At 69.5% G+C, this 23,063-nt stretch carries 21 protein-coding genes and 1 pseudogene; 11 read left to right on the top strand and 11 right to left on the bottom strand.

The window, feature by feature from the left end; translation table 11 throughout:
• Positions 1 to 42: 42 nt before the first annotated feature.
• Together J2X41_RS15500 and J2X41_RS15495 are read left to right on the top strand one after the other, a co-directional pair.
• Positions 43 to 672: pseudogene (locus J2X41_RS15500) on the top strand (LysE family translocator); the annotation flags it as partial.
• 117 nt (positions 673 to 789) lie between these two features.
• Complete coding sequence (locus tag J2X41_RS15495; RefSeq protein WP_310083071.1) at positions 790 to 1,395, top strand: CC0125/CC1285 family lipoprotein; 606 nt, start codon at positions 790 to 792, stop codon at positions 1,393 to 1,395.
• A gap of 178 nt (positions 1,396 to 1,573) precedes the next feature.
• Here J2X41_RS15495 and J2X41_RS15490 read toward each other — a convergent pair whose 3' ends face one another.
• On the bottom strand, positions 1,574 to 2,356 hold the full coding sequence (locus J2X41_RS15490; protein ID WP_310082916.1) for an SDR family NAD(P)-dependent oxidoreductase: 783 nt from the start codon (positions 2,354 to 2,356) through the stop codon (positions 1,574 to 1,576).
• A gap of 54 nt (positions 2,357 to 2,410) precedes the next feature.
• Here J2X41_RS15490 and J2X41_RS15485 point away from each other — a divergent pair, with 54 nt between their 5' ends.
• The 5 genes from J2X41_RS15485 to J2X41_RS15465 are packed head-to-tail and all read left to right on the top strand — an operon-like array spanning position 2,411 to position 4,773.
• The gene (locus tag J2X41_RS15485; RefSeq protein WP_310082915.1) at positions 2,411 to 2,848 is read left to right on the top strand and encodes a YkvA family protein; all 438 of its coding nucleotides are present in this window, start codon (positions 2,411 to 2,413) and stop codon (positions 2,846 to 2,848) included.
• On the top strand, positions 2,841 to 3,476 hold the full coding sequence (locus J2X41_RS15480) for a lysoplasmalogenase (protein WP_310082914.1): 636 nt from the start codon (positions 2,841 to 2,843) through the stop codon (positions 3,474 to 3,476). Before J2X41_RS15485 ends, J2X41_RS15480 begins: the two co-directional genes overlap by 8 nt.
• Positions 3,477 to 3,487: 11 nt before the next feature.
• The gene (locus J2X41_RS15475; protein ID WP_310082913.1) at positions 3,488 to 3,898 is read left to right on the top strand and encodes a PaaI family thioesterase; all 411 of its coding nucleotides are present in this window, start codon (positions 3,488 to 3,490) and stop codon (positions 3,896 to 3,898) included.
• A gap of 3 nt (positions 3,899 to 3,901) precedes the next feature.
• Positions 3,902 to 4,300, top strand: a complete 399-nt coding sequence (locus J2X41_RS15470; protein ID WP_310082912.1) for an SRPBCC family protein — start codon at positions 3,902 to 3,904, stop codon at positions 4,298 to 4,300.
• On the top strand, positions 4,297 to 4,773 hold the full coding sequence (locus J2X41_RS15465; RefSeq protein WP_310082911.1) for a GNAT family N-acetyltransferase: 477 nt from the start codon (positions 4,297 to 4,299) through the stop codon (positions 4,771 to 4,773). The genes J2X41_RS15470 and J2X41_RS15465 overlap by 4 nt, the downstream gene beginning before the upstream one ends.
• A 3-nt stretch (positions 4,774 to 4,776) precedes the next feature.
• On the opposite strand, the gene J2X41_RS15460 is transcribed toward J2X41_RS15465, so the two are convergent.
• The 6 genes from J2X41_RS15460 to leuC form a co-directional block, all read right to left on the bottom strand.
• Entirely contained in the window at positions 4,777 to 6,408 is a 1,632-nt protein-coding gene (locus J2X41_RS15460) for a long-chain fatty acid--CoA ligase (RefSeq protein WP_310082910.1), read from the bottom strand.
• 99 nt (positions 6,409 to 6,507) lie between these two features.
• Positions 6,508 to 8,415, bottom strand: a complete 1,908-nt coding sequence (locus tag J2X41_RS15455; protein ID WP_310082909.1) for a methyl-accepting chemotaxis protein — start codon at positions 8,413 to 8,415, stop codon at positions 6,508 to 6,510.
• A 97-nt stretch (positions 8,416 to 8,512) separates the two neighbouring features.
• Positions 8,513 to 9,571, bottom strand: coding sequence for a 3-isopropylmalate dehydrogenase (leuB, locus tag J2X41_RS15450; protein ID WP_310082908.1), 1,059 nt, complete (start codon positions 9,569 to 9,571; stop codon positions 8,513 to 8,515).
• A gap of 12 nt (positions 9,572 to 9,583) precedes the next feature.
• Positions 9,584 to 9,886, bottom strand: coding sequence for a putative quinol monooxygenase (locus J2X41_RS15445; protein WP_310082907.1), 303 nt, complete (start codon positions 9,884 to 9,886; stop codon positions 9,584 to 9,586).
• A 7-nt stretch (positions 9,887 to 9,893) separates the two neighbouring features.
• Positions 9,894 to 10,502, bottom strand: a complete 609-nt coding sequence (leuD, locus tag J2X41_RS15440) for a 3-isopropylmalate dehydratase small subunit (RefSeq protein ID WP_310082906.1) — start codon at positions 10,500 to 10,502, stop codon at positions 9,894 to 9,896.
• Positions 10,502 to 11,944: a 3-isopropylmalate dehydratase large subunit gene (gene leuC / locus J2X41_RS15435; RefSeq protein WP_310082905.1), complete on the bottom strand. Its 1,443-nt coding sequence runs from the start codon at positions 11,942 to 11,944 to the stop codon at positions 10,502 to 10,504. The genes leuD and leuC overlap by 1 nt, the downstream gene beginning before the upstream one ends.
• 125 nt (positions 11,945 to 12,069) lie before the next feature.
• Between leuC and J2X41_RS15430 the strand changes: the two genes are divergently transcribed.
• Positions 12,070 to 13,632 carry an MFS transporter gene (locus J2X41_RS15430; protein WP_310082904.1) on the top strand — a complete coding sequence of 521 codons (1,563 nt, stop codon included), beginning with the start codon at positions 12,070 to 12,072 and terminating at the stop codon, positions 13,630 to 13,632.
• A gap of 282 nt (positions 13,633 to 13,914) precedes the next feature.
• Here the strand turns inward: J2X41_RS15430 and rplS are convergent, their stop codons facing one another.
• From rplS to J2X41_RS15415, 3 genes are all read right to left on the bottom strand, one after another.
• Positions 13,915 to 14,310 carry a 50S ribosomal protein L19 gene (gene rplS / locus J2X41_RS15425; RefSeq protein ID WP_310082903.1) on the bottom strand — a complete coding sequence of 132 codons (396 nt, stop codon included), beginning with the start codon at positions 14,308 to 14,310 and terminating at the stop codon, positions 13,915 to 13,917.
• Between the two features lie 4 nt (positions 14,311 to 14,314).
• Positions 14,315 to 15,052, bottom strand: coding sequence for a tRNA (guanosine(37)-N1)-methyltransferase TrmD (gene trmD, locus J2X41_RS15420; RefSeq protein ID WP_310082902.1), 738 nt, complete (start codon positions 15,050 to 15,052; stop codon positions 14,315 to 14,317).
• A 70-nt stretch (positions 15,053 to 15,122) separates the two neighbouring features.
• Positions 15,123 to 15,317 (bottom strand): hypothetical protein, encoded by a 195-nt coding sequence (locus tag J2X41_RS15415; protein ID WP_310082901.1) that lies wholly within the window; start codon positions 15,315 to 15,317, stop codon positions 15,123 to 15,125.
• 279 nt (positions 15,318 to 15,596) lie between these two features.
• On the opposite strand from J2X41_RS15415, the gene J2X41_RS15410 reads away from it, so the two are divergent.
• Positions 15,597 to 16,397: an isocitrate lyase/phosphoenolpyruvate mutase family protein gene (locus J2X41_RS15410; protein WP_310082900.1), complete on the top strand. Its 801-nt coding sequence runs from the start codon at positions 15,597 to 15,599 to the stop codon at positions 16,395 to 16,397.
• Here J2X41_RS15410 and J2X41_RS15405 read toward each other — a convergent pair.
• Positions 16,394 to 17,350: a TonB family protein gene (locus J2X41_RS15405; protein WP_404979944.1), complete on the bottom strand. Its 957-nt coding sequence runs from the start codon at positions 17,348 to 17,350 to the stop codon at positions 16,394 to 16,396. The genes J2X41_RS15410 and J2X41_RS15405 overlap by 4 nt on opposite strands.
• A gap of 520 nt (positions 17,351 to 17,870) precedes the next feature.
• Here J2X41_RS15405 and polA point away from each other — a divergent pair.
• Positions 17,871 to 20,789, top strand: a complete 2,919-nt coding sequence (gene polA, locus J2X41_RS15400; protein WP_310082898.1) for a DNA polymerase I — start codon at positions 17,871 to 17,873, stop codon at positions 20,787 to 20,789.
• A 288-nt stretch (positions 20,790 to 21,077) separates the two neighbouring features.
• Positions 21,078 to 23,003, top strand: a complete 1,926-nt coding sequence (locus J2X41_RS15395; RefSeq protein WP_310082897.1) for a methyl-accepting chemotaxis protein — start codon at positions 21,078 to 21,080, stop codon at positions 23,001 to 23,003.
• Positions 23,004 to 23,063 lie beyond the last annotated feature (60 nt).

The raw sequence follows: 23,063 nt of genomic DNA, 5'->3' as shown, positions 1-23,063 counted from the left end.
AGGCTGGCCCGGCGGGCGAGGCTTGGCTATGAGGGTCGCGCCATGATCCTGCCCGTCGATCCCGCCCGCTACAGCGCCTTCCTGGTGACCATGTTCGTCATGGCCATCACCCCGGGGCCGGCCAACCTGTTCGCCATCGCCACCGGCATGCAGAAGGGCAAGGGCGCGGCCCTGCTGGGCGTGGCGGGCATGAACACCGCCACCCTGGTCTGGTTCGGCTGTTCGGCCCTGGGGCTGGGCGCGCTGATCGTCGCCTTCCCCAGGGCCTTCCACCTGCTGGCCCTGGCCGGGGCGGCCTATCTGGTCTGGCTTGGGCTGAAGTCGATCGGGTCGGGCCTGAAGGATCCGGGCGGCGAGGCCCAGGCCCACCGATCGTTCCGCATGGGCCGCTCGGCGTTCCGCGACGGCTTTACCGTGCAGATCGCCAATCCCAAGATCCTGCTGTTCTTCACCGCCGTCCTGCCGCCGTTCATCGACGTCCAGCGACCGCTCGCGCCGCAACTTCTGATGTTCGCCGCCGCCACCATCGGCATGGATCTGATCAGCATGAGCAGCTACGGTCTGGGGGGCGCGGCGCTGGCGTCGCGGATGAACGAACCGGGCTTTCGCAAGGGGTTCGCGATCATGGTCGGGGTGCTGCTGATCACCGCCGCCGGACTGATCGTGGCCCGGGTTGATCTCATCGCTGAAACGCAATGGCCTTGGCGAAACCATAAAGCTGGGCCATGCATTAGACTGACGGGACGAAACGAGTCTTTTCGCCAAAGATTCCGAGTAAAGGAATGCGCCATGACTAAACGCAAGACCATGGGCGGCAAGGCCGGGATGGTCGCGGCCGTGGCGCTCGCCGCCCTCCTGACGGCCTGCGCCACCGCCACCCCCTATCAACCGAACGTCCGGGGCCAGCAGGCGACGGGCGGCTTTTCCGAGCAACGGCTCGAAGGCGACCGCTATCGCGTGACCTTCGCCGGCAACAGCCTCACCTCGCGCGAGACCGTCGAGCGCTATCTGCTGTATCGGGCGGCCGAGCTGACCACCCAGGAAGGCTATGACTGGTTCGAGACGGCCGACCGCCGGACCGACCGCGACGCCCGCACCGTGATCGAGAGCGACCCCTTCGGCCGGCCGTTCGGCTATTACGGCGGCGGCTACGGCTACTGGCGTCCGGCCTGGCGCTATTACGGCCCCCGCTACGGCGGCTGGCGCGCCTGGGATCCCTACTGGGGCGACCCCTTCTTCGATCGCACCGAGGTCCGCACGATCGAGAAGTTCGAGGCCAGCGCCGAGATCGTCATGCACAAGGGCCGCAAGCCGGCGGGCGATCCGCGGGCCTATGACGCCCACGAGATCATGGCCAACCTGGCGCCGAGCATCCAGCGGCCCGTGCCGAAGTAGCGTCCTTCCTTCTCCCCTTGCGGGAGAAGGCGTCGGCGTAGCCGACGGATGAGGGGTCGAAAGACAGAGCCGCCGCGAGCAGCCGAAAGGCCGGTCGCGGCGGTTGTCGTTTGAGAGACCCCTCATCCGACCCGCTGCGCGGGCCCCCTTCTCCCGCAAGGGGAGAAGGAAGCGCGTCCTATCGCGGCGCCATGCGGATGCCGCCGTCCAGGCGCACGTCCTCGCCGTTGAAATAGCCGCAGGTGATCATGGTCAGGGCCAGCTGGGCGTATTCCTCGGGATTGCCCAGGCGCTTGGGGAAGGGCACCGAGGCGGCCAGGGCGGCCTTCACGTTCTCGGGCGCGCCGTTCATCAGCGGGGTGTTGAAGATGCCCGGCAGGATGGTGTTGACCCGGATGCCGTCGTTCATCAGGTCGCGGGCGATCGGCAGGGTCATGCCGATGACGCCGCCCTTCGAGGCCGAATAGGCCGCCTGACCGACCTGGCCGTCCTCGCCCGCGACGCTGGCGGTGTTGACGATCGCGCCGCGCTCGCCGTCTTCCAGGGGCTCGAGATCCAGCATGCCCTTGGCCGACTTGGCGATGCAGCGGAAGGTGCCCACCAGGTTGATCTGGATGATCATGTTGAAGGCGTCGAGCGGGAAGTGCCGGGCCTCGCCGGTGGCCTTGTCGCGGCTGGCGGTCTTGATGGCGTTGCCGGTTCCGGCGCAATTGACCAGGACCCGCTCCTGGCCGTGGGCGGCGCGGGCCTTGGCGAAGCCGGCGTCGACGTCGTCGTCGGAGGTGACGTTGACCTTGCAGAACACGCCGCCGATCTCCCGGGCCACCGCTTCGCCCTTGGCTTCGTTCATGTCGAAGATCGCGACCCTGACGCCCTGGGCGGCCAGGGCGCGGGCGGTGGCCTCGCCGAGGCCCGAGGCGCCTCCGGTGACGACGGCGGCGACGGTGCTATCGAGTTTCATGGACGTTTCCTCAGAGCCTGCGTTTAATTGGACCTTGAGGAGCGGTTTACCCCGATGAGCGCAGACGCCAAACCATCCCCCGACGTCAACCCGAAGGGCGTCGACCCCGACGCGAACGCCCGCGAGGTGCTGGATCCGAAGAAGGCCCTTGTGCCCGCCACGGTGAAGGTCAACGAGCAGCGCGTGGCGCGCGGCTTCTGGCCGAAGATCCGCAAGGTCGTTTCCAAGGTTCCGTTCGCGGCCGACGCCCTGTCGCTGTGGTGGTGCGCCAAGGATCCGACCACCCCGACCGCCGCCAAGGGCATGATCCTGGCGGCCCTGGCCTATTTCGTGCTGCCGACCGACGCGATCCCCGACGTGCTGCCGGCCATCGGCTTCACCGACGACGCCGCCGTCATCGCCGCCCTGATCGCCATCGTCGGCAAGAACCTCAAGCCCCGCCATAAGGACGAGGCCCGGACCTTCCTCGCCAAGCTGGGCGCGGATGACTGAGGCCTGGCTGTGGGGCGCAGCCGGGCTCTGCGCGGCGCTGTACGGCCTGGTGCTGGTCCAGCGGCCGCCGTCGTTCCCGCGCACCCTGGTCAAGACCGTGGCCGTCGGCGCCCTGGCCGTGCTGGCCTATCTGGAAGGCGGCGGGTCGTCCCTGGCCATCGCCCTGGCCCTGTGCGCGGTCGGCGACGCCTTCCTGGCCGGCGATCCCAAGCGCTGGCTGCCGTTCGGCCTGGCCGCCTTCCTGGCCGGTCACGTGGTCTATGTGCTGCTGTTCTGGCGCGAGCGGGGGCCGGCGGCGGGCCCGGCGTTCTGGGCCGTCGCGCCGCTGGTCGTGCTGGCCGCCGCCGCGATGCTGGCGCGGCTGTGGCGGTCGCTGGGCGCGCTGAAGCCCGCCGTCGTGCTCTATGTTCTGGCCATCGTGGCCATGGTCTCGACCAGCCTGCTGCTGCCGCGCCTGCGCTGGCCGGCCACGGTCGGGGCGCTGGCCTTCATGGCGTCGGACGCGGTGCTGTCGTTCGACCTGTTCAAGGGCGCCAAGCTGGCCGGCTCGCCCCGGTTGACGGCCTGGGCGGTGTGGTTCCTCTATTTCGGCGGCCAGGCGATGATCGCCTGGGGGATGCTGCGCTAGGGAGACGAGCCTTGTCCGACGCCTTCGACGTCTCGGTGCTGCCGTTCGCGGCCCTGATGGGCCTGGAGATCACCCATGCCGCGCCCGATCGCGTCGAGGGGCGGCTGGTCGTCCGGCCGGATCTCTGCACCGCGGGCGGCGTCCTGCACGGCGGGGCGGCCATGGCGCTGGCCGACAGCCTGGGCGCGGTGGGCGCCTTTCTGAGCACGCCGGCCGGGATGCGCACCACCACGCTGGAGAGCAAGACCAACTTCATCGGCGGCGCCCGGGTCGGGACCACGGTGACGGCGGTCTCGACCCCGCTGCATGTGGGGCGCCAGTCCAGCGTCTGGACCACCCGCGTCGAGGGGGAGGGCGGCAAGCTGGTGGCCGTGGTCACCCAGACCCAGATGACTGTGGCCCAGATGACGGTGGAGGCCTGAGCCATGATCCTGTTCGAAGCCCGTCCGATCACCGTGTCGATCGCCCGCCCGCCCGCCCAGGTCTACGACTTCGCCCACAAGCCCGAGAGCTTCCCCAAATGGGCCGCCGGTCTCGGCGCGGGCCTGACCCGCGACGGCGACCGCTGGATCGCCCACGGGCCGGACGGCGACGTCCAGGTGCGGTTCTCGCCTCGCAATCCCTACGGCGTGCTCGACCACTGGGTGACCCTGCCCGACGGGAGCGAGATCAGCATCCCCTTGCGGGTGGTGGCCAATGGCGACGGCGCCGAGGTCACCCTGACCCTGTTCCGGGCGCCCGGCATGGACGCGGCCAGGTTCGAGCGCGACCAGGGCATGGTCGCCGACGACCTCGCCCGGCTGAAGGCGCTGTTGGAGTCATGATCACCCTGCGTGGACCCCGTCCGGGCGACTATGGCTGGATCGTCCAGCGGCACGGTCTTCTGTACGCGGCGGAGCAGGGTTGGGACGCCCGGTTCGAGGGGCTGGTGGCCGGCGTCGTGGCCGAGTTCATCAAGACCTTCGACCCGGCGCGCGAGGCCTGCTGGATCGCCGAGCACCGGGGCGCGCCGGTCGGCTCGATCCTGCTGGCCCGCGAGAGCGATACGGTCGGTCGCCTGCGCCTGCTGCTGGTCGAGCCCTCGGCGCGGGGCCTGGGCGTCGGCGACAGGCTGGTGGCCGAATGCGTGAGCTTCGCCCGTCTCGTCGGCTATCGCGAGGTGGTGCTCTGGACCCAGAGCAACCTGCTGCCCGCCCGCCGCCTCTACGAGCGCGCCGGTTTCGAGCTCGAGGACAGCTGGCCCTATGACGGCTTCGGCGAGGGGCTGGTCTCGGAAACCTGGCGGCTGAGGTTTTAACGCCTACCCCATCAGATGGCCTCGCCAGGCCTCGCGCAGAACCTTCTTGTCGATCTTGCCCGTGGCGGTCAGGGGGACGGCGGCGAACACCACGTCGTCGGGCGTCCACCACTTGACGATCCGGGGCGCCAGGTAGGCCAGCACGTCGGCCTTGGCCACCGACGCTCCCGCATGGGCCTCGATCACCAGCAGCGGCCGTTCCTCCCACTTGGGATGCGGCACGCCGACCACCGCGGCGATCTTCACCCCCGGACAGCCGGCGGCGATATTCTCCAGGTCGATCGAGCTGATCCATTCGCCGCCCGACTTGATGACGTCCTTCTGGCGGTCGGTGATGCGCATGAAGCCGTGTTCGTCGAGGGTGGCGATGTCGCCGGTGTCGAACCAGCCGTCGGCGTCGGCGACGTCAACGTCCTGGCGGTAGTAGCGCTGGACCACCCAGGGACCGCGCACCTTCAAGGCGCCCGAGGTCTGGCCGTCGCGAGGGGCTTCGGTCCCGTCCTCGGCCTCGATCCGCAGCTCGATGCCGAACTGCAGCCGGCCCTGGCGGGTCCAGATGGCGTCGTTCAGGGCGTCTTCGCCCAGAGCGGCCAGGGACGGGGTCGGGGTGGCGACCACGCCGATCGGGCAGGTCTCAGTCATGCCCCAGATCTGCAGCACGTCGACGCCATATTTCGTCTTGAAGGTCTCGGCCATGGCGCGCGGCACGGCGCTGCCGCCGATCACCACGCGCTTGAGGCTGTCCGGCCGCCGGCCGGCCTGCTCCAGCCAGGCCAGGTACATCGTCCAGATCGTCGGCACCCCGCCGGTGAAGGTCACGCCCTCGCCCTGGATCAGCTCGTGCAGCGACGCCCCGTCCATCCTGTCGGCCGGCAGCACCAGCTTGGACCCGCAGATCGGGGCGGTGAACGGTAGGCCCCAGGCGGTGGCGTGGTAGAGGCTGGAACACGGCATCACCACGTCGAAGGCGGAGAGGCCGAAGGCGCTGGCCAGGCCGCCGGCCATGGCGTGCAGCACCACGGCGCGGTGCGAATAGAGCACGCCCTTGGGATCGCCCGTCGTACCCGAGGTGTAGCAGAGGAAGGCGCCGGCGTTCTCGTCCAGCCCATCCTTGAGTCCAGGCCAGTCGATGGTCCCGGCCTCGCCGGCGATCAGGGTCTCGTACGAGACCGCCCCGACCCCGGCGTCATGGGTCCGCGCGGCGTCGGACAGCATGACGAAGGTCTTCACCGTCGTCAGGCGGGGGGCCAGGCGGGCGACCACGCCGGCGAAGTTGCGGTCGAACAGCAGGACGCCGCTGGCGGCGTGATTGATCGTGAAGACGATCTGCTCGTCCGACAGCCGGGGATTGGCGGTGTGCAGCACCGCGCCCAGGCCGGGGACAGCGTAGAACAGCTCCAGGTGCCGGTGGGTGTTCCAGGCCAGGGAGGTGACGCGATCGCCGGACCGTACGCCCAGCCGCGCCAGGGCGTTGGCGGCCTGGGCCGCGCGCCGGGCCAGGCCGGTGTAGTCATAGAGCCAGACAGGCTCGTCGATTAGCCGGGAGACGATCTCGCGCCCGCCATGGGCCGAGGCCGCATAGCGCAGGATGCCGCTGACCAGCAGCGGCGTGGTCTGCATCAGGCCCGGGATCATGGCCGCTCCTCCCTTGTCGTTGGGAGCAGCTTAGGGCCGGCGGAAGAGAAAGGGAGCGATCAATTTCCCCGCCTCTGTCGAAGGGCGGGGAAGCCGGTCCTAGAACTCTTCCCAGCCGTCCGAGGCCAGCGCCGCGTTGCCGTTGAAGGCGGCCGCGACCTTGGTCCGGACCGCCCGCGCCGGGCTGGCGACCGGACGCGAGGCGGGGGTGGCTGCGGCCGGGCGCGAAGCCTCGCCGCCGACCCTGAAGCGGCCGACCAGGGCGGCCAGCTCGCCGGCCTCGCCCTTCAGCGAGTGGGTGGCGGCGGTGGCTTGCTCGACCATGGCGGCGTTCTGCTGCACCACCTGGTCCATCTGGTTCACGGCGCTGTTGACCTGGTGCAGGCCGGTCGCCTGTTCCTGGGCCGAGGCGGCGATCTCCTTGACCAGGCTGTCGATCGAGGCGACCTGGTCGACGATGGCCTGCAGGGCCTGGCCGGTCTGGCCGACCAGGCTGACGCCAGTCCCGACCTGGGCGGTCGAGGTCGAGATCAGGCCCTTGATCTCCTTGGCGGCGTCGGCCGAGCGCTGGGCCAGGGCCCGGACTTCCTGGGCCACCACCGCGAAGCCGCGGCCGGCGTCGCCGGCCCGGGCGGCCTCGACCCCGGCGTTCAGGGCCAAAAGGTTGGTCTGGAAGGCGATCTCGTCGATCACGCCGATGATCTGGGCCACCTGCTGCGAGGAGGTTTCGATCTCGGTCATGGCGCTGACGGCCTGGCTGACGATCTGGCCGGACTTCTCGGCGCCGGTCCGGGCGTTGGCCACCAGGCCCGAGACCTCGTTGGCGCCGGCGGCGGTCTTGCGGACGGTGGCGGTGATCTGGTCGAGCGCCGCGGCGGTCTCTTCCAGGCTGGCGGCCTGCTGCTCGGTGCGGCGCGACAGGTCGTCCGAGGCGCTGGCGATCTCTTCCGAGCCGGAACGAATGCCGTCGGTGGCGGTGTTGATGCCGCGCAGGGCGTCCTGCAGGCGGTCGGCGGCGGTGTTGAAGTCGGACTTCAGCTGGGCGGCCTTGGGGGCGAAGTCGACGGCGATGCGGTGGGTCAGGTCGCCGTTGGCCAGGCGGTCCAGCGCCTGGGCCAGGGCCCCGATGGCGACGGCGTCGGCCTGGGCCTCGGCGGCTTTCTCGGCCTCGCGCTGGGCGCGCTCGGCCTCGGTCAGGCGACGCTGCTCAACGGTCTCGCCCTCCAGTCGCGCCTTGGCGACGGCGGCGTCCTTGAAGCTGAGCAGGGCGTCGGCCATCAGGCCGACCTCGTCCTTGCGGCCGATCGCCGGGACCTCGGCGTCGTTGTCGCCCGAGGCCAGGCGGCGCATGACGGCGGTCATCCGCGACACCGGCGCGCCGATCGTGCTCGACAGCAGCCAGCCCATCAGGCCGGCGATGGCCAGGGCGGCCAGGCCGCCGATCACCAGCGACCGGGTCGCCAGGGACATGGCGGCCTTCTGCTCCTTGGCGCGGATGGTCACGCGCTCGACGGCGGCGCTCGACAGGTCGTCCTGCAGGGCGCGCAGGTCGTCCAGGCTCTTCTTGCCGACCAGGGCGGCGGCCTGGGCCTTGCCGGTGGTCGGGTCCTTCATCGCAGCCAGGGCGGGCTCGGCGATGTCGCGGCGCCAGTCAGCCATGGCGGCGCGCATGTGCTGGATGCGCTCCTTCTGGGCGACCTGGGTGGTCTTGGTCTCGAAGGCGTCCAGCGCCTGGTCGAACGCTGCAGCGTTGTCCTGATAGACCTCGGCGAAGGCCGGGTCGTCGGTCAGCGCATAACCGCGCAGGGCGTTCTGCTGCTCCAGGATCAGGCCCATCATCGTCTCGGCCTGGCCGGCCAGGACCAGGCTGCGCTGGCTTGAGGTCGAGGCCTTGTCGATGCTTTGCAGGCTGGTGAAGACGACGCCGGACGAGACCACGAACGCCAGGATCAGCGCGCTGAACGCGATCCCGAGCTTGGTGGAGATCTTCAGGTCCTGGAATCGCATCGCTTGCCCCGCGCGCCGCTGTCGAAAACGACGCGCAGGGTTTCAGCGAGAACCATTAAGGTTACGTTGCGGATGCCTTAAGCATAACGTCGATATTTCAACGCCCTAGGTTGGACAGCACCGCATCGCCCATCTGGGCCGTCGACAGTTCGCCGCCCAGATCGCGGGTGCGGGCCCCGCCGTCCAGCGCCGCCTTGACCGCGGCCAGCAGGGCGTTGGCGGCGTCGGCGCGGTTCAGCGACCAGCGCAGGGCCATCTCGAACGACAGGATGGCGGCCAGGGGGTTGGCCACGCCCTTGCCGGCGATGTCCGGGGCCGAGCCGTGGATCGGCTCGTACAGGCCCGGCTTGCCCGCCGCGCCCAGCGCCGCCGAGGGCAGCATGCCCAGCGAGCCGGTCAGCATGGCCGCCGCGTCCGACAGGATGTCGCCGAACAGGTTGTCGGTGACGATGACGTCGAACTGCTTGGGCGCGCGGACCAGCTGCATGGCGCAGTTGTCGGCCAGGATGTGCTCCAGCTGGACGTCGGCGTAGTCGCGGGCGTGCAGGTCGGTGACCACCTGCTTCCACAGCAGGCCGCTTTCCATGACGTTGGACTTCTCGGCCGAGGCCACGCGGTTGCCGCGGCCGCGGGCCAGCTCGAAGGCCACCCGGGCCACGCGCTCGATCTCGGCGGTGGTGTAGACCTGGGTGTCGACGCCGCGCTTCTGGCCGTCGCCCAGGTCCTCGATCCCGCGCGGCTGGCCGAAATAGACCCCGCCCGTCAGTTCACGGACGAACATGATGTCCAGGCCCGAGACCAGCTCGCGCTTGAGGCTGGAGGCGTCGGCCAGGGCCTCGAAGCAATAGGCCGGACGCAGGTTGGCGTAGACGTCCATCGCCTTGCGCAGGTTCAGCAGGCCGGCTTCGGGACGCAGGTGGCGGGGGGCGCTGGCCCATTGCGGGCCGCCGACCGCGCCCATCAGCACCGCGTCGCTGGCCAGGGCCGCGTCGCGGACCTCGTCGGTCAACGGCGTGCCGTGGGCGTCGTAGCTGGCGCCGCCATAGATCCGCTCCTCGACGTTCAGGTCGGGCGTGAGGGTCGCGGCCACGCGGCGGACCTGGGCGCAGACCTCGGGGCCGATCCCGTCGCCGGGCAGGAGCAGAAGCGTGGACATCGGAAGGCTCTCTTAGATGGATCGATAGTCGGTGACGTCGAAGGACGACATGCGGCGGTCGTGGACGCCCAGTTCGGGGAAGCAGGCGCGCCAGGCGGCCATGTGCGGGCTGGCGCGGTGGAAGGCCAGGGCGGCCTCGTCGACGAAGTGCTCGAACACCCGGATCAGGCCAGGATCCAGCGGATCCTCGCTGAGCGCGTAGTCCAGGCAGCCCGGCTCGGCCCGGCTGCCCTCGACCTGGGCCCGCAGGTGCGGCCGCAGCTCGGCCAGGCGTTCGGGCGGAACGCGGATCGTGCCGGCGAGGATGACGGTCATGGGCGCGCTAGGCTTCCAGCCACGGCCGGTCCAAGGCCCGCTTGCTCTCATAGAGGTCGATGTCGGCGCTGTGCATCAGGGTCTCGCCGATGAAGTCCAGACCCTTGAGCATCTTGTCCTTGCGCACCGGATCGATGTCGAAATGGAAGCTCTTGCCCGAGGGCGAGATCACCGTCTGCTCGGCCAGGTCGATGCTGACCATGTGGTTGCCGCCCTTGGCCTCGTCCATCAGGACGGCGACTTCCTCGGGCTTCAGCACCACCGGCAGCAGGCCGTTGTTGAAGCAGTTGTTGTTGAAGATGTCGGCGAAGCTGGTCGAGATCACGCACATGATCCCGAAATCCATCAACGCCCACGGCGCGTGCTCGCGCGAGCTGCCGCAGCCGAAGTTGTCGCCGGCGATCAGCACCGATGAGCCTTTGTACTCCGGCCGGTTGAGCACGAAGTCGCTGATCTCGTGCCCCTCGCCGTCGAAGCGGAAGTCGTAGAACAGGCCCTTGGCCAGCCCCTCGCGCTCGACGGTCTTGAGGAACTGCTTGGGAATGATCTGGTCGGTGTCGATATTGGCCAGCGACAGCGGCGCCGCGCGGCCGTCGAGACGGGTGAAGGCTTGCATCAGGCGGTCTCCTCCAGCAGGGCGCGGACGTCGACCAGGTGGCCGGCGATCGCCGCCGCCGCCGCCATGGCCGGAGAGACCAGGTGGGTGCGGCCGGCGCGGCCCTGGCGGCCCTCGAAGTTGCGGTTGCTGGTCGAGGCGCAGCGCTCCTGCGGGGCCAGCTTGTCGGGGTTCATGGCCAGGCACATCGAGCAGCCCGGCTCGCGCCAGTCGAAGCCGGCGGCCTTGAAGATGGCGTCCAGGCCTTCGGCCTCGGCCTGTTCCTTGACCAGGCCCGAACCCGGCACGACCATGGCCTTGACGTGCGGCGCCACCAGGCGGCCATGCAGGAAGGCTTCCTGCACCACGGCGGCGGCGGCGCGCATGTCCTCGATCCGGCTGTTGGTGCACGAGCCGATGAACACCCGGTCGATGCGGGCCTCGCTGATCGGTTGGCCGGCGGTCAGGCCCATATAGTCCAGCGCCCGATGGGCGGCGGCGCGCTTGTCGGGGGTGGCGAAGCTTTCCGGATCCGGGACGTTGCCGGTCACCGGGATGACGTCCTCGGGCGAGGTGCCCCAGGTGACCATCGGGACCAGGGCCGAGCCGTCGATCACCACGGTGCGGTCGAAATGGGCGTCCGCGTCGCTGACGAAGCTCTTCCAGTACGACAGCGCCATGTCCCAGGCCGCGCCCTTCGGGGCCGAGGGCTTGCCCTGGATGTAGGCGAAGGTCTTGTCGTCGGGGGCGACCAGCCCGGCCTTGGCGCCGCCCTCGATGGTCAGGTTGCAGAGGGTCATGCGGCCTTCCATCGACAGGTCGCGGACCACCGGGCCGGCGAACTCGATGACATAGCCGGTGCCGCCGGCGGTGCCGATCTCGCCGATCACCGCCAGGGCGACATCTTTCGCCGTGACGCCGGGGCCCAGTTGGCCGTCGACGCGGACCAGCATGTTCCTGGCCTTCTCCTGGCGCAGGGTCTGGGTGGCCAGGACGTGCTCGACCTCGGAGGTGCCGATGCCGTGGGCCAGGGCCCCGAAGGCGCCGTGGGTCGAGGTGTGGCTGTCGCCGCAGACGATGGTCATGCCCGGCTGGGTGCGGCCCTGCTCGGGGCCGACCACGTGGACGATGCCGTTGCGGATGTCGCCCATCGGGAAGAATTCGATGCCGTTGTCCTGCACATTGCGAGCCAAGGTCTTGAGCTGCAATCTGGCCTCGTCGTCGGCCACGGCGTCGACGCCCTTGGCCTGGCCCTCGGTCGGGATGTTGTGGTCGGCCACGGCCAGCGTGCGGTCGGGCCGGCGCACCTTGCGGCCGGCCGCGCGAAGGCCGGCGAAGGCCTGCGGGGTGGTCACCTCGTGGATCAGGTGCAGGTCGATATAGAGGATCGCTTCGCCGTCCTGTTCGTTGACGACGTGAGCGTCCCAGATCTTGTCGTAGAGGGTCTTTGGTGCGCGGGTCATGATACCCGCGCATCTAGGCCTTGAGACGGGGCGCGTAAAGCGAGGAAACGCCGAAAATCAACGCCCGTCGGCGGCAAGTTGGATCAAACCTGCCTCGGCGAAGCCATGCAAAGGCCGTGCAGCGCATGTTTCTTGCCCCGACGCCGAGCCTGAGCGACGAAGACCGCGAACGCGGCCTGCGACATCTGGTCCGCGAGGCCGGCTATTCGAACGCCGTCACGGCGGTGACCAGCGGCGTCATCCTGACCGCCTTCGCCCTGCAACTGGGCGCCTCCAACACCACGATCGGCCTGCTGGCGGCGGTGACCTTCTGGGTGCAGCTGCTGCAACTGCCCGGCGTGCTGCTGGTCGAGGGGCTGCGCACCCGCAAGCGGATCTCGGTGCTGGCCAGCCTGATCAGCCGCTGCGCCCTGGTCGGCATGGCCCTGCTGGCCCTGACCGGCGGCGGCCAGCTACCCCTGACGGGGCTTGTCGCGGCCCAGGTCTTCTATTGCGGGGTAGCGACCTTCGGCGGCTGCGCCTGGAACGCCTGGGTGCGCGACCTGGCCCCCGAGCAGCGGATGGGACAGATCTTCGCCAAGCGCACCATCAACGCCACCATCGTCGGCCTGGTCGCCAGCCTGGCCGCCGCCCTGGCCCTGGATCGCGCGCCCGAAGGCTCGTTCCTGCGGCCGTTCGTGTTCGCGGGCCTCTACTTCGCCGCCTTCCTGGCCGGCCTGCTCAGCTGCCGCGAGCTGGCCCTGACCCCCGAGCCGCAGATGCCCGCCCCGGCCGAGCGGGTGAAGCTGGTCCCGCTGCTGCGCGCCCCGCTGAAGGACAGGAACTTTCGCCGGCTGATCGCCTTCCTGGCCAGCTGGCAGTTCGCGGTGAACCTGGCCACGCCGTTCTTCACGGTGTTCTTCGTCAAGCAGCTGGGGCTTTCGGTCACCTTCGTGGTGGTGCTCAGCGTGGTCAGCCAGGCCACCAACGTCCTGGCCTTGCGCAGCTGGGGCCTGCTGTCGGACCGCTTCGCCAACAAGTCGGTGCTGGCGGTGGCCGCGCCGCTGTTCATCGCCTGCATCGCGGCCATGGTCGGCGCCTCGCAGATCCATGACCGGCCCTGGGTGATGGCCTATCTGGTGGGCCTGCACGCCCTGATGGGGCTGGCCACCGCCGGCGTGACCCTGTCGTCGGGCAACATCGCCCTGAAGCTGTCGCCGCGCGGCTCGGCCACGGCCTATATCGCCGCCAACGCCCTGATCAGCTCGGCCGCCGCCGGCCTGGCGCCGCTGCTGGGCGGGATGTTCGCCGACTTCTTCGCCGCCCGCCAGCTGGAGATCCTGCTGCGCTGGACCAGCCCCGGCGACGTCTTGACCCTAATGCCGCTGCGGATCTCCAACTGGGACTTCTATTTCCTGATCGCCGCGATCCTGGGCCTCTACGCCCTGCACCGCCTGGCCATGGTCAAGGAGCAGGGCGAGATCGACAACCGGCTGATGGTCGGCGAGGTGCTGGCCCAGGCCCGCCGCGACGTGCGCAACGTCTCGCCGATCGCCGGCCTGAAGATGCTGACCGACGTGCCCGCCGCCCTGCTGCGCGACGCGCGGGTCCGCAAGCGCCTGCAGCGGATGCGCGACCGGCGTGACGCCCAGGCCGCCGCGCCGCCGCGCAAGCGCCGCTCGCCGCCGCATCGGGCCACGATCAGATAGGGCTTTCCGAACGCAAAGAGGGCGCGCCCATGTGTTTGGGGCGCGCCCTCATATCGCATTTCCTTCAGGGGCCATGACGCCGTTCCTGAAGAGGGCCACTCCCTAGCAAGGGGGCGGTCTATAAGCCCGTCGCAGAGCGGTGGGGGTGCGTTCACCAAACACCAGACAACGACGTTTTGTCAATACATTCGTGCGCTTGCACTCAAGCTTGGCCGCTGAAATCCATACGAAAAAGGCCCCGGCGTTTCCGCCGGGGCCCTGATCTTCGGCAGGTCGCCAAGCCTATTCGGCGTCGACGGCTTCCACCTTGCGGACGTTCGAGCGTTCGGCGATGCGGGCCGACTTACCGCGACGGTCGCGCAGGTAGTACAGTTTGGCGCGACGGACGACGCCGCGACGCTTGACTTCGATGCTTTCGATGCTCGGCGAGAGCAGGGGGAACAGACGCTCCACGCCTTCGCCGAACGAGATCTTGCGGACGGTGAAGCTCTCGTGCACGCCGCCGCCCGAACGGGCGATGCAGACGCCCTCGTAGGCCTGGACGCGCTCGCGCTCGCCTTCCTTGATGCGGACGTTGACGCGCAGGGTGTCGCCCGGCTCGAACTCGGGGATGGCGCGGGCGGCCAGCAGACGCTGGGCTTCTTCGCGCTCGAGTTCCTTGATGATGTTAGCAGCCATAATTCTAGTCTCCTTTGGGCTTACCCGTTTTCGGGCCGCCTTTTGCCTGTTGATTGGCGAGATGCGCTTCCCAGAGGTCTGGACGCCGCTCGCGGGTGGTTTCTTCACGCATGCTTTTCCGCCACTGGGCCACCTTCTTGTGGTCGCCCGACAGCAGCACCTCGGGGATGTCGAGCCCTTCGAACGTCCGCGGTCGCGTATATTGCGGATGTTCGAGGAGGCCGTCCTCGAAGCTCTCTTCCTGCGTGCTCTCGAAATTGCCCAGAACCCCTGGAGCCAATCGAACGCACGCCTCGATCACGACCATCGCCGCCGCCTCGCCACCGGCAAGAACAGCGTCTCCGACCGAGACCTCCTCGAACCCTCGGGCGTCGAGCACCCGCTGGTCCACCCCCTCGAAACGGCCGCACAGGACGATGACGCCCGGCGCTTTCGACCATTCCTTGACGCGCGCCTGGGTCAGGGGCCGACCCCGGGCGCTCATGTACAAAAGCGGCCGCCCACCGACCTCCACGCTGTCCAGCGCGGCGGCGATGACGTCCGCTTTCAATACCGCTCCCACGCCGCCACCCGCGGGGGTGTCGTCGAGGAAGCCGCGCTTATCCTTGGAAAACCCCCGAATGTCCAGTGTTTCCAAACGCCACAGGTCCTGTTCCTTCCACGACGTGCCGATCAGCGAGACGCCGAGCGGGCCGGGAAAGGCCTCGGGGAACATGGTCAGGACGGTGGCGGTGAAGGGCATGGGCGCTCCATAGCGCCCAAAGCCGCTGGAAATCTAGATCAGGCCCGGATTCTTGGGCCAGGACGATCCATCAGGTCAGGATCGTCTTGGGCAGCGGTTTGCCCGCTTCGGCGGGCATCAGCGGCGGGGTCAGCTTGACCGGTTCGCTGGTCGGGCCGGTGGGCGGCGCGACATGATGGGCGGGGGCCACGGCCAGCACGGCGGCGGTGGTCAGGGTGGCGGCGACGAGCGCCGTACCGACACGGATCTTCTTCCATGAAACCATGGGCCAGGGTCTTCCTGTGTTTCGGTTCGTTCAAACCAAAGCCCGGGAGAGGGGGAGGTTCCCGTTTTTGCGGCCGTGGCGAACCTCCTGCCTCTAGGCTAGGCAATTGACCCCGCCAAGGCGGCAATACGACGCGATCGCCGCAATTGGCCGATCGCCGTTTTCGCGGGCGCCCGCCCCCGCGGCGTGTCGGCGACGGGGCATTAGGGTCCGATTTCCGCGAGACGGCCGGGGCGAGATTGCCGATAGTCCGCTCGCCTGACCCCTCGGAGCGCCGCCATGACCTCGACCGCCGACCGTTTCCACGCCCTGCACGCCGGACCCGAGGTGCTGGTCCTGCCCAACGCCTGGGACGCGGCCAGCGCGGCGTTGATGGAGGACGCCGGGGCCAAGGCCGTGGCCACCTCCAGCGCCGCCGTGGCCTGGGCGCGGGGCTATGCCGACGGTGACGCCGTGCCCGTGGCGGCCGTCATCGACACCGTCGCCGGCATCGCCCGGGTGGTGTCGGTCCCCGTCACCGCCGACGTCGAGGGCGGCTACACCGACGACCTGGCGACCCTGGCCGAGACCATCAAGGCGGTGATTGGGGCCGGCGCCGTGGGAATCAATTTCGAGGACGGCCGCCGCGATCCGGACCTGCACGCGCGCAAGATCCAGACCGTCCGCGCCACCGCCGACCAGACGGGCGTGAACCTGTTCATCAACGCCCGTACGGACGTCTACCTGGCTGGGCTGGCGGCGGGGGAGGCCGCCCTGGCCGAAACCCTGCGGCGCGCGGCGCTCTACGCCCAGGCGGGGGCCAGCGGGATCTTCGTGCCGCTACCGATCGAGGAGGACCTGTTGTCGGCCCTCGCCGCCGGAATCGCCCTGCCGCTTAACGTCATGGGCCGCACGAGCATGCCCTCGGCCCGGCGCCTGGCGCAACTGGGCGTTCGGCGGCTGAGCTCGGCCACCGGCCCGTTCAACGCGGCCTATGGCGCAATGCTGGCGGGAACCCGCACCTATCTGGCCGACGGCGACACCACCGGCTATGCGGCGTTCGGCAAGGACCTGCCCAACCTGAACGCCCGCTTCGGCTAGGGCTTGGCGGGCGGAGAAGGCGCCGAGGCCTCGGCCGCCGCTTCTTGCCAGGTGAAGCGGATTGGCAAGACGATCCGGAGACCTTCGACCGTGTCGCCCTCTTTGGTCCACGGGTTCATCGCCATCACCTTGGCGGCTTGCAGCGCGGCCGCCCCGAAATCGAGCTTCGCCGGCTCTTCGCGCCTGGCCGAGCAGTCCACCAGGCGGCCGCCGGCGTCCACGGCGCAGTCGACCACGCCTAGGCCGCTGAAGACGCCGGCCTTGACCGCCGCCGCCGGATAGATCGCCGACATGCCCTCGGCGGTCAGGGTGGTGGTCCAGCGCGGATGGGCCAGCTGTCGCGTGTCCGGCGTGGCCGGGTCGCGGAAGCGGAAGGGCACGTCGATGTTGAGGTTTCGAACGGCCTTGGCGTCTTCCGGCCGCACATAGATCTGGAAGGCGCTCGCCAGGCTCTTGGCGGCGCGGCCGAAGCCCTTGCCTGAGGGGATTTCCGAAATCACCTCGCAGTCCTTCAGCGCGCCGCCCGGGTTGAGCCCGCAACGCAGCGCCGCCTGCCCCGACGCCGTGTCCTTGGCCGCCGCCGGCCAGGCCGCGCGCACCTGTTCGAGGCTGGGCGCGCGGACCCATGGCGGATCGACCATCAGCCGACGCGAACCGAACGTGGCCTCGGGGCCCCTGGCGGTGGGGGCCTCCCAATTGATCGGAATGGTGACGTCGCCGCCGGGCACGGGCTTGCCGCCGCGTATCTTGGGAGACATGCGAAACTGCGGCGACAGTTGCAGCGCCGCAGCGCCGAAGCCGAAGTCCGCGGGGCTTTCGAACAGCACGGCGCAGCGCTCCAGGAACCCCTCGACCGTGACGTTGCACTTGATCGTCGCCTTGCCGGCCGCGCCTTCCCGCAGGGCCTTGGTCGGGAACGCGGCGGCCAGGTCCTGGGCCGAGGGCTTGCGCAACCAGTCGGGATTGGAATCGCCCGGGGCCAGGAAAGAGAAGTCCGTCTCGAAACGCCTGCCGACGATCGACCCGCCCTGGCCGTCCGTGGTCTTGACGCGCTCCTTGGCCGACAGCGCCAGGGCCGCCTCGCCAAAGCCCAGACCGGCGGGCTTCTCGTCGATGACCCGGCAATCGACCTCGCGGCCGGCGTCGTCGGCCGTGCAGTCCAGCGTCGCTTCGCCCGAGATCTTCTTGTCGAAGGCCGCCTTGGGATAGACCGCCGCCTTCTCGGCGGCCGTGACCCGCCGCGCCACCAGGGGATGGACCTTCTCGTCGCCCGCCGTCGCCACGCCGCTCAACGCCGCCGTCGCGAACGCCGCCAGAACCCAGATCCTCATCATTCCCCCAATGAACGCTTCGGGCCGCGCACCAGGTTGCAGCCTAGGGTGGAGCCTATGGCGCCTTTCGTCGAAGCGCCACTGTCATCAGCGGCGTCCGAGGGTGTTTCCGCGCGGGCCGTGACCGCCTATCTTCCCGGCCATGACCGACACGCTCGCGCCCGATTCCGCCGCTTCCCTGCCGACCGCGGTGGAAGCCGACCGTCCCCTGACCCAGGACGGCCCCGCCGTACGGCTGTTCCTGGTCGACGGCTCGGCCTATCTGTTCCGCGCCTATCACGCCCTGCCGCCGCTGACCCGCAAGAGCGACGGCCTGCCGGTGGGCGCCGTCCAGGGCTTCTGCAACATGTTGTGGAAGCTGATGCGCGACATGCAGGGCGATACGCCCACCCACTTGGCGGTGATCTGGGACCACTCGGAGAAGACGTTCCGCAATAATCTCTACGACAAGTACAAGGCCCACCGGCCGCCGCCGCCCGAGGACCTGATCCCGCAGTTCCCACTGGTGCGCGAGGCCACCCGCGCCTTCGGCGTCCCGGCCATCGAACTGCCCGGCTACGAGGCCGACGACCTGATCGCCGCCTATGCCTGCCGGGTGCGCGAGCAGGGCGGCGAGACGGTGATCGTCTCGTCCGACAAGGACCTGATGCAGCTGGTCGGCGACGGGGTGTCGATGTTCGACCCCATGAAGGGCGTGCGCATTGACCGCGAGCAGGTGTTCGAGAAGTTCGGCGTCTATCCCGAGCGGGTGGTCGACGTGCAGTCGCTGTGCGGCGACAGCGTCGACAACGTCCCCGGGGCGCCTGGCATCGGCATCAAGACCGCGGCCCAGCTGATCAATGAATATGGCGACCTCGACACCCTGCTGGCGAGGGCCGGCGAGATCAAGCAGCCCAAGCGCCGCGAGACCCTGATCGAATACGCCGACCAGATTCGGTTGTCGCGGCAGCTGGTCCAGCTGGACTGCGACACGCCTCTGCCCGAGCCGATCGACGACCTGGTGGTGCGCGAGCCCGACAAGCAGGTGCTGGCCGACTTCCTGGAGACGATGGAGTTCCGGTCCCTGGCCCGCCGGGTCGGCGACGGCAACGCCTCGGCCGCGCCGCGCACGCTCGACCGCCCGGCCGCGACGCCGACCGCTCCGGTGCTGGGCGTGTCCTACATGGGCGCGGCGGCCCGCGCCGCCGCCAATCCGGTCGCCCAGCCGGCCAGCGTCGACCACGCGGCCTATGTCCGCATCCAGGACCTGGAAACCCTGAACGCCTGGGTCGCCAAGGCCACCGCCAAGGGGATCGTCGCCTTCGACACCGAGACCGACGCCCTGTCGTCGGCCACCGCGGGCCTGTGCGGCGTGTCGCTGGCCATCGCGCCGGGCGAGGCCTGCTACATTCCCGTCGGCCACTGCGAGAAGGACGGCCTGGCCCTGGAAGCCGCCGCCGACCTCGTGCAGATCCCGCTGGAAGAAGCCATCGCCGCCCTCAAGCCGCTGCTGGAGGATCCGGCGGTGCTGAAGGTGGCCCAGAACGCCAAGTACGACATCGCCGTCCTGGCCCGCCACGGGATCAAGGTGGGTCCGATCGAGGACACCATGCTGATCAGCTACGTGCTGGAGGCGGGGCTGCACGGCCATGGCATGGACGAGCTGTCGGAGCTGTGGCTGGGCCACAAGCCCATTCCGTTCAAGCAGGTGGCCGGCTCGGGCAAGGGCCAGATCAGCTTCAAGCACGTGGGCCTGGCCGAGGCGACCGCCTACGCCGCCGAGGACGCCGACGTCACCCTGCGGCTCTACGAGGCGCTCAAGCCCCGCCTGGCCCGCGAGGGTCTGCTGACCGTCTACGAGACCCTGGAGCGCCCGCTGCCGGCCGTGCTGGCGGCCATGGAGAACGAGGGCATCCGGGTCGATCCCGACACCCTGCGCCGCCTCTCCAACGAGTTCTCGATGCGGATGGCCGAGTTCGAGGCCCGGGCCCAGGAACTGGTCGGCCGTCCGTTCAACCTGGGCAGTCCCAAGCAGATCGGCGACGTGCTGTTCGGCGAGATGGCTCTGAAGGGCGGCAAGAAGACCGCCACCGGCCAATGGTCGACCGACAGCGACGTGCTGGAGGCCCTGGCCCTGGAGCACGAGCTGCCGCGCGTGCTGCTGGACTGGCGCCAGCTGTCCAAGCTGAAGGGCACCTATACCGAGAACCTGATCGCGGCCATCGCGCCCGGCGGCGGCAACCGGGTGCACACCTCCTACGCCCTGGCCTCGACCACCACGGGCCGCCTGTCGTCGTCCGACCCCAACCTGCAGAACATCCCGATCCGCACCGAAGAAGGCCGCAAGATCCGCAAGGCTTTCGTGGCCGCCCCGGGCAAGGTGCTGATCAGCGCCGACTACAGCCAGATCGAGCTGCGCCTGCTGGCCCACATCGGCGACATCCCCCAGCTGAAGACGGCCTTCCAGGAGGGCCTGGACATCCACGCCATGACCGCCTCGGAAATGTTCGGCGTGCCGATCGAAGGCATGCCCAGCGAGGTGCGCCGTCGGGCCAAGGCTATCAATTTCGGCATCGTCTACGGGATCTCGGCTTTCGGCCTGGCCAATCAGCTGTCGATCCCGCAGGGCGAGGCCGGGGCCTATATCAAGACCTATTTCGAGCGCTTCCCCGGCATCCAGGCCTATATGGAGGCGACCAAGGCGTTCGTGCGCGAGCACGGCTATGTCACCACCATCTTCGGGCGGAAGATCAACATCCCCGACATCGGCGGCAAGTCGGTGGCCCACCGGCAGTTCGCCGAGCGGGCGGCGATCAACGCTCCGATCCAGGGCGCCGCGGCCGACGTCATGCGCCGGGCCATGATCCGCATGCCGGGCGCGCTGGAAGCGGCGGGCCTGTCGGCGAAGATGCTGCTGCAGGTGCACGACGAACTGGTGTTCGAGGCGCCGGAAGCCGAGGCGGAGGCCACGATCAGCGTCGCCCGCGAGATCATGCAGGGCGCGGCCGCGCCGGCGGTGGCCATCTCGGTGCCGCTGACGGTCGAGGCCCGGGCCGCCGCCAACTGGGACGAGGCGCACTAAGGCGAAATTTTTTGCGACCTTCGGCGGCTACCGCTTCAGGTAGAACGTCTCGGCTTGTGTCACGCTCGAAGCCTTTGGGCATGCAATCCTGAATTGGGGCGGCGCGGCGAAACGCCGCCGTCGTCTGACCTTCCGCTTTGCGCCTGCGACCTTGCGTCACAGCACGGTTAAGGCCGTGGAAACCCTGCCGCCGCAACAGATGGGACGTGCGACGCGCGCTTCCGACTGCCGCCTAACTGTCCGTGGTCCATGAAGTTTTTGCGTCGCGATCTCAAGTGGAGCGCGTCCATGACCTTCGGCGATCTGAAAATCCCCCATAAGCTGATGGCGGTCTTCGCCGTGATGCTTTCGGCGATCGCGGTGATGGGCGTGACGCTGTTCGTCAACCAGACGAAATACGAAGCCTCGATCGAGCGCACCGAGCGCGCCTACCTGTCGCTGCGGGCCGCCGACACCGCCGCCTTCCGGCTGACCCGTCAGGAAAACTCGCTGCGCGGCTTCCTGCTGTCCGGCGACGAATACTACGTCAAGCGCCTGGAAGAGGCCCACAAGCCGAAGTTCCTGGCCGCGCTGGAGCAACTGCGCACCCTGGCCAAGGGCGACGAGGCCCAGCTGGCCCGGATCGCCGACGTCGACGCCGCCTACGCCGACTACCGCAAGAAGGCCATCGAGCCGGGCGAGACCCTGGCGCGCGATCCGGCCACCCACCAGCAGGCGGTCGACCTGGTCAAGCACGACGGCGTCGCCGACCAGGCGGTCTCGGTCGTCGAGGACGACATCGAGCTGATCGTCAAGAATTCGGAAGCCGTCGTCGCCGCCGAGGCCGCGGCCCAGAAGCGGTCCGCCCTGGAGGCCCGCCTGACCCTGGCGATCGGGATCGGCGTCGCCATCGCCATCGCCCTGGGCGGCGGCCTGCTGCTGTCGGGCGTCATCGCCGCGCCGGTCACCGCCATGACGGCGGCCATGCGCCGCCTGGCCTCGGGCGACAACGGCGTGGGCATCCCGGCCACCGGCCGCAAGGACGAGATCGGCCAGATGGCCGCCGCCGTGGCCACCTTCAAGGAAGCGGCGATCGCCAAGATCCAGCTGGAGGCCGTCGCCGAACAGACCCGCCTGACGGCCGAAAGCGAGCGCGCCGCCAATGACGACGAGCGCCGCGTGGTCGCCGCCGAGCAGAGCGCCGTGGTCGACCAGCTGGCCGCGAGCCTGGCGCGCTTGGCCCAGGGCGACCTGACCTGCCGCATCGACGCCGACTTCGCCGGCCGCTACCGCCAACTGCGCGAGGACTTCAACCTGGCGGTCGAAAAGCTGCGCGAGGCCATGGCGGCCATCATCGTTTCCACCAACGGCGTGCGCAGCGGCTCCGACGAGATCGCCGACGCCTCCGACAGCCTGGCCCGCCGCACCGAGCAGCAGGCCGCCAGCCTGGAAGAGACCGCCGCGGCCCTCGACGAGATCACCGCCACGGTCCGCAAGACCGCGTCCGGCGCCAAGGAGGCCTCCTCCGTGGTCGCCACCGCCCGCACTGACGCCGAGGAGTCCGGCCGTATTGTCAACCAGGCGGTCCACGCCATGACCGAGATCGAGACCTCGTCCGCCCAGGTCAGCCAGATCATCGGCGTCATCGACGAGATCGCCTTCCAGACCAACCTTCTGGCCCTGAACGCCGGTGTCGAAGCCGCCCGGGCCGGTGACGCAGGCCGCGGCTTCGCGGTCGTCGCCCAGGAAGTGCGGGCCCTGGCCCAGCGCTCGGCCGAGGCGGCCAAGGAGATCAAGACCCTGATCTCGACCTCGACCCAGCAGGTCGGGGCCGGGGTCGACCTGGTCGGCCAGACCGGCAAGGCCCTGCAGCGCATCGTCGCCCAGGTGGCCTCGATCGATGGCCTGGTCACCGAGATCGCCGCCTCCGCCGTCGAGCAGTCGACCGGCCTGCAGGAGGTCAACAAGGCGGTGAACCAGATGGACCAGGTGGTGCAGCAGAACGCCGCCATGGTCGAGGAAGCGACCGCGGCCAGCCATTCGCTGAAGAACGAGGCCAGCCAGCTGGCGGCCCTGGTCGATCGTTTCCGGGTCGGCGACGCGTCCGCGACGGTCCCGGCCGCTCGCGCGCCCGCCGCGCGGCCGACCCCGGCCCGCGCCGCCACCGCCGTCCGCCCCGGCCGGGCCAGCAACGCCGCCCTGGCGACCAAGGTCGACGACTGGGAAGAGTTCTGATCGGCGTCCCCTCGACGATCGGATGAAGGAAGGCTCCCCGGATTCGCCCCCGGGGAGCCT

It is taken from the genome of Caulobacter sp. BE254 (genome assembly GCF_031457295.1).
In the GTDB taxonomy this organism is placed as follows: domain Bacteria; phylum Pseudomonadota; class Alphaproteobacteria; order Caulobacterales; family Caulobacteraceae; genus Caulobacter.
Note: the sequence above shows the minus strand (reverse complement) of the source record. Positions and strands in the feature narration are given on the sequence as shown.

Excerpts from the sequence above, each read along its gene's own strand:
- J2X41_RS15495 (WP_310083071.1), top strand. The coding sequence starts at position 790 with ATGACTAAACGCAAGACCATGGGCGGCAAGGCCGGGATGGTCGCGGCC.
- J2X41_RS15490 (WP_310082916.1), bottom strand. The coding sequence starts at position 2,356 with ATGAAACTCGATAGCACCGTCGCCGCCGTCGTCACCGGAGGCGCCTCG.
- J2X41_RS15485 (WP_310082915.1), top strand. The coding sequence starts at position 2,411 with ATGAGCGCAGACGCCAAACCATCCCCCGACGTCAACCCGAAGGGCGTC.
- J2X41_RS15480 (WP_310082914.1), top strand. The coding sequence starts at position 2,841 with ATGACTGAGGCCTGGCTGTGGGGCGCAGCCGGGCTCTGCGCGGCGCTG.
- J2X41_RS15470 (WP_310082912.1), top strand. The coding sequence starts at position 3,902 with ATGATCCTGTTCGAAGCCCGTCCGATCACCGTGTCGATCGCCCGCCCG.
- J2X41_RS15465 (WP_310082911.1), top strand. The coding sequence starts at position 4,297 with ATGATCACCCTGCGTGGACCCCGTCCGGGCGACTATGGCTGGATCGTC.
- J2X41_RS15460 (WP_310082910.1), bottom strand. The coding sequence starts at position 6,408 with ATGATCCCGGGCCTGATGCAGACCACGCCGCTGCTGGTCAGCGGCATC.
- J2X41_RS15455 (WP_310082909.1), bottom strand. The coding sequence starts at position 8,415 with ATGCGATTCCAGGACCTGAAGATCTCCACCAAGCTCGGGATCGCGTTC.
- leuB (WP_310082908.1), bottom strand. The coding sequence starts at position 9,571 with ATGTCCACGCTTCTGCTCCTGCCCGGCGACGGGATCGGCCCCGAGGTC.
- J2X41_RS15445 (WP_310082907.1), bottom strand. The coding sequence starts at position 9,886 with ATGACCGTCATCCTCGCCGGCACGATCCGCGTTCCGCCCGAACGCCTG.
- leuD (WP_310082906.1), bottom strand. The coding sequence starts at position 10,502 with ATGCAAGCCTTCACCCGTCTCGACGGCCGCGCGGCGCCGCTGTCGCTG.
- leuC (WP_310082905.1), bottom strand. The coding sequence starts at position 11,944 with ATGACCCGCGCACCAAAGACCCTCTACGACAAGATCTGGGACGCTCAC.
- J2X41_RS15430 (WP_310082904.1), top strand. The coding sequence starts at position 12,070 with ATGTTTCTTGCCCCGACGCCGAGCCTGAGCGACGAAGACCGCGAACGC.
- rplS (WP_310082903.1), bottom strand. The coding sequence starts at position 14,310 with ATGGCTGCTAACATCATCAAGGAACTCGAGCGCGAAGAAGCCCAGCGT.
- trmD (WP_310082902.1), bottom strand. The coding sequence starts at position 15,052 with ATGCCCTTCACCGCCACCGTCCTGACCATGTTCCCCGAGGCCTTTCCC.
- J2X41_RS15415 (WP_310082901.1), bottom strand. The coding sequence starts at position 15,317 with ATGGTTTCATGGAAGAAGATCCGTGTCGGTACGGCGCTCGTCGCCGCC.
- J2X41_RS15410 (WP_310082900.1), top strand. The coding sequence starts at position 15,597 with ATGACCTCGACCGCCGACCGTTTCCACGCCCTGCACGCCGGACCCGAG.
- polA (WP_310082898.1), top strand. The coding sequence starts at position 17,871 with ATGACCGACACGCTCGCGCCCGATTCCGCCGCTTCCCTGCCGACCGCG.
- J2X41_RS15395 (WP_310082897.1), top strand. The coding sequence starts at position 21,078 with ATGACCTTCGGCGATCTGAAAATCCCCCATAAGCTGATGGCGGTCTTC.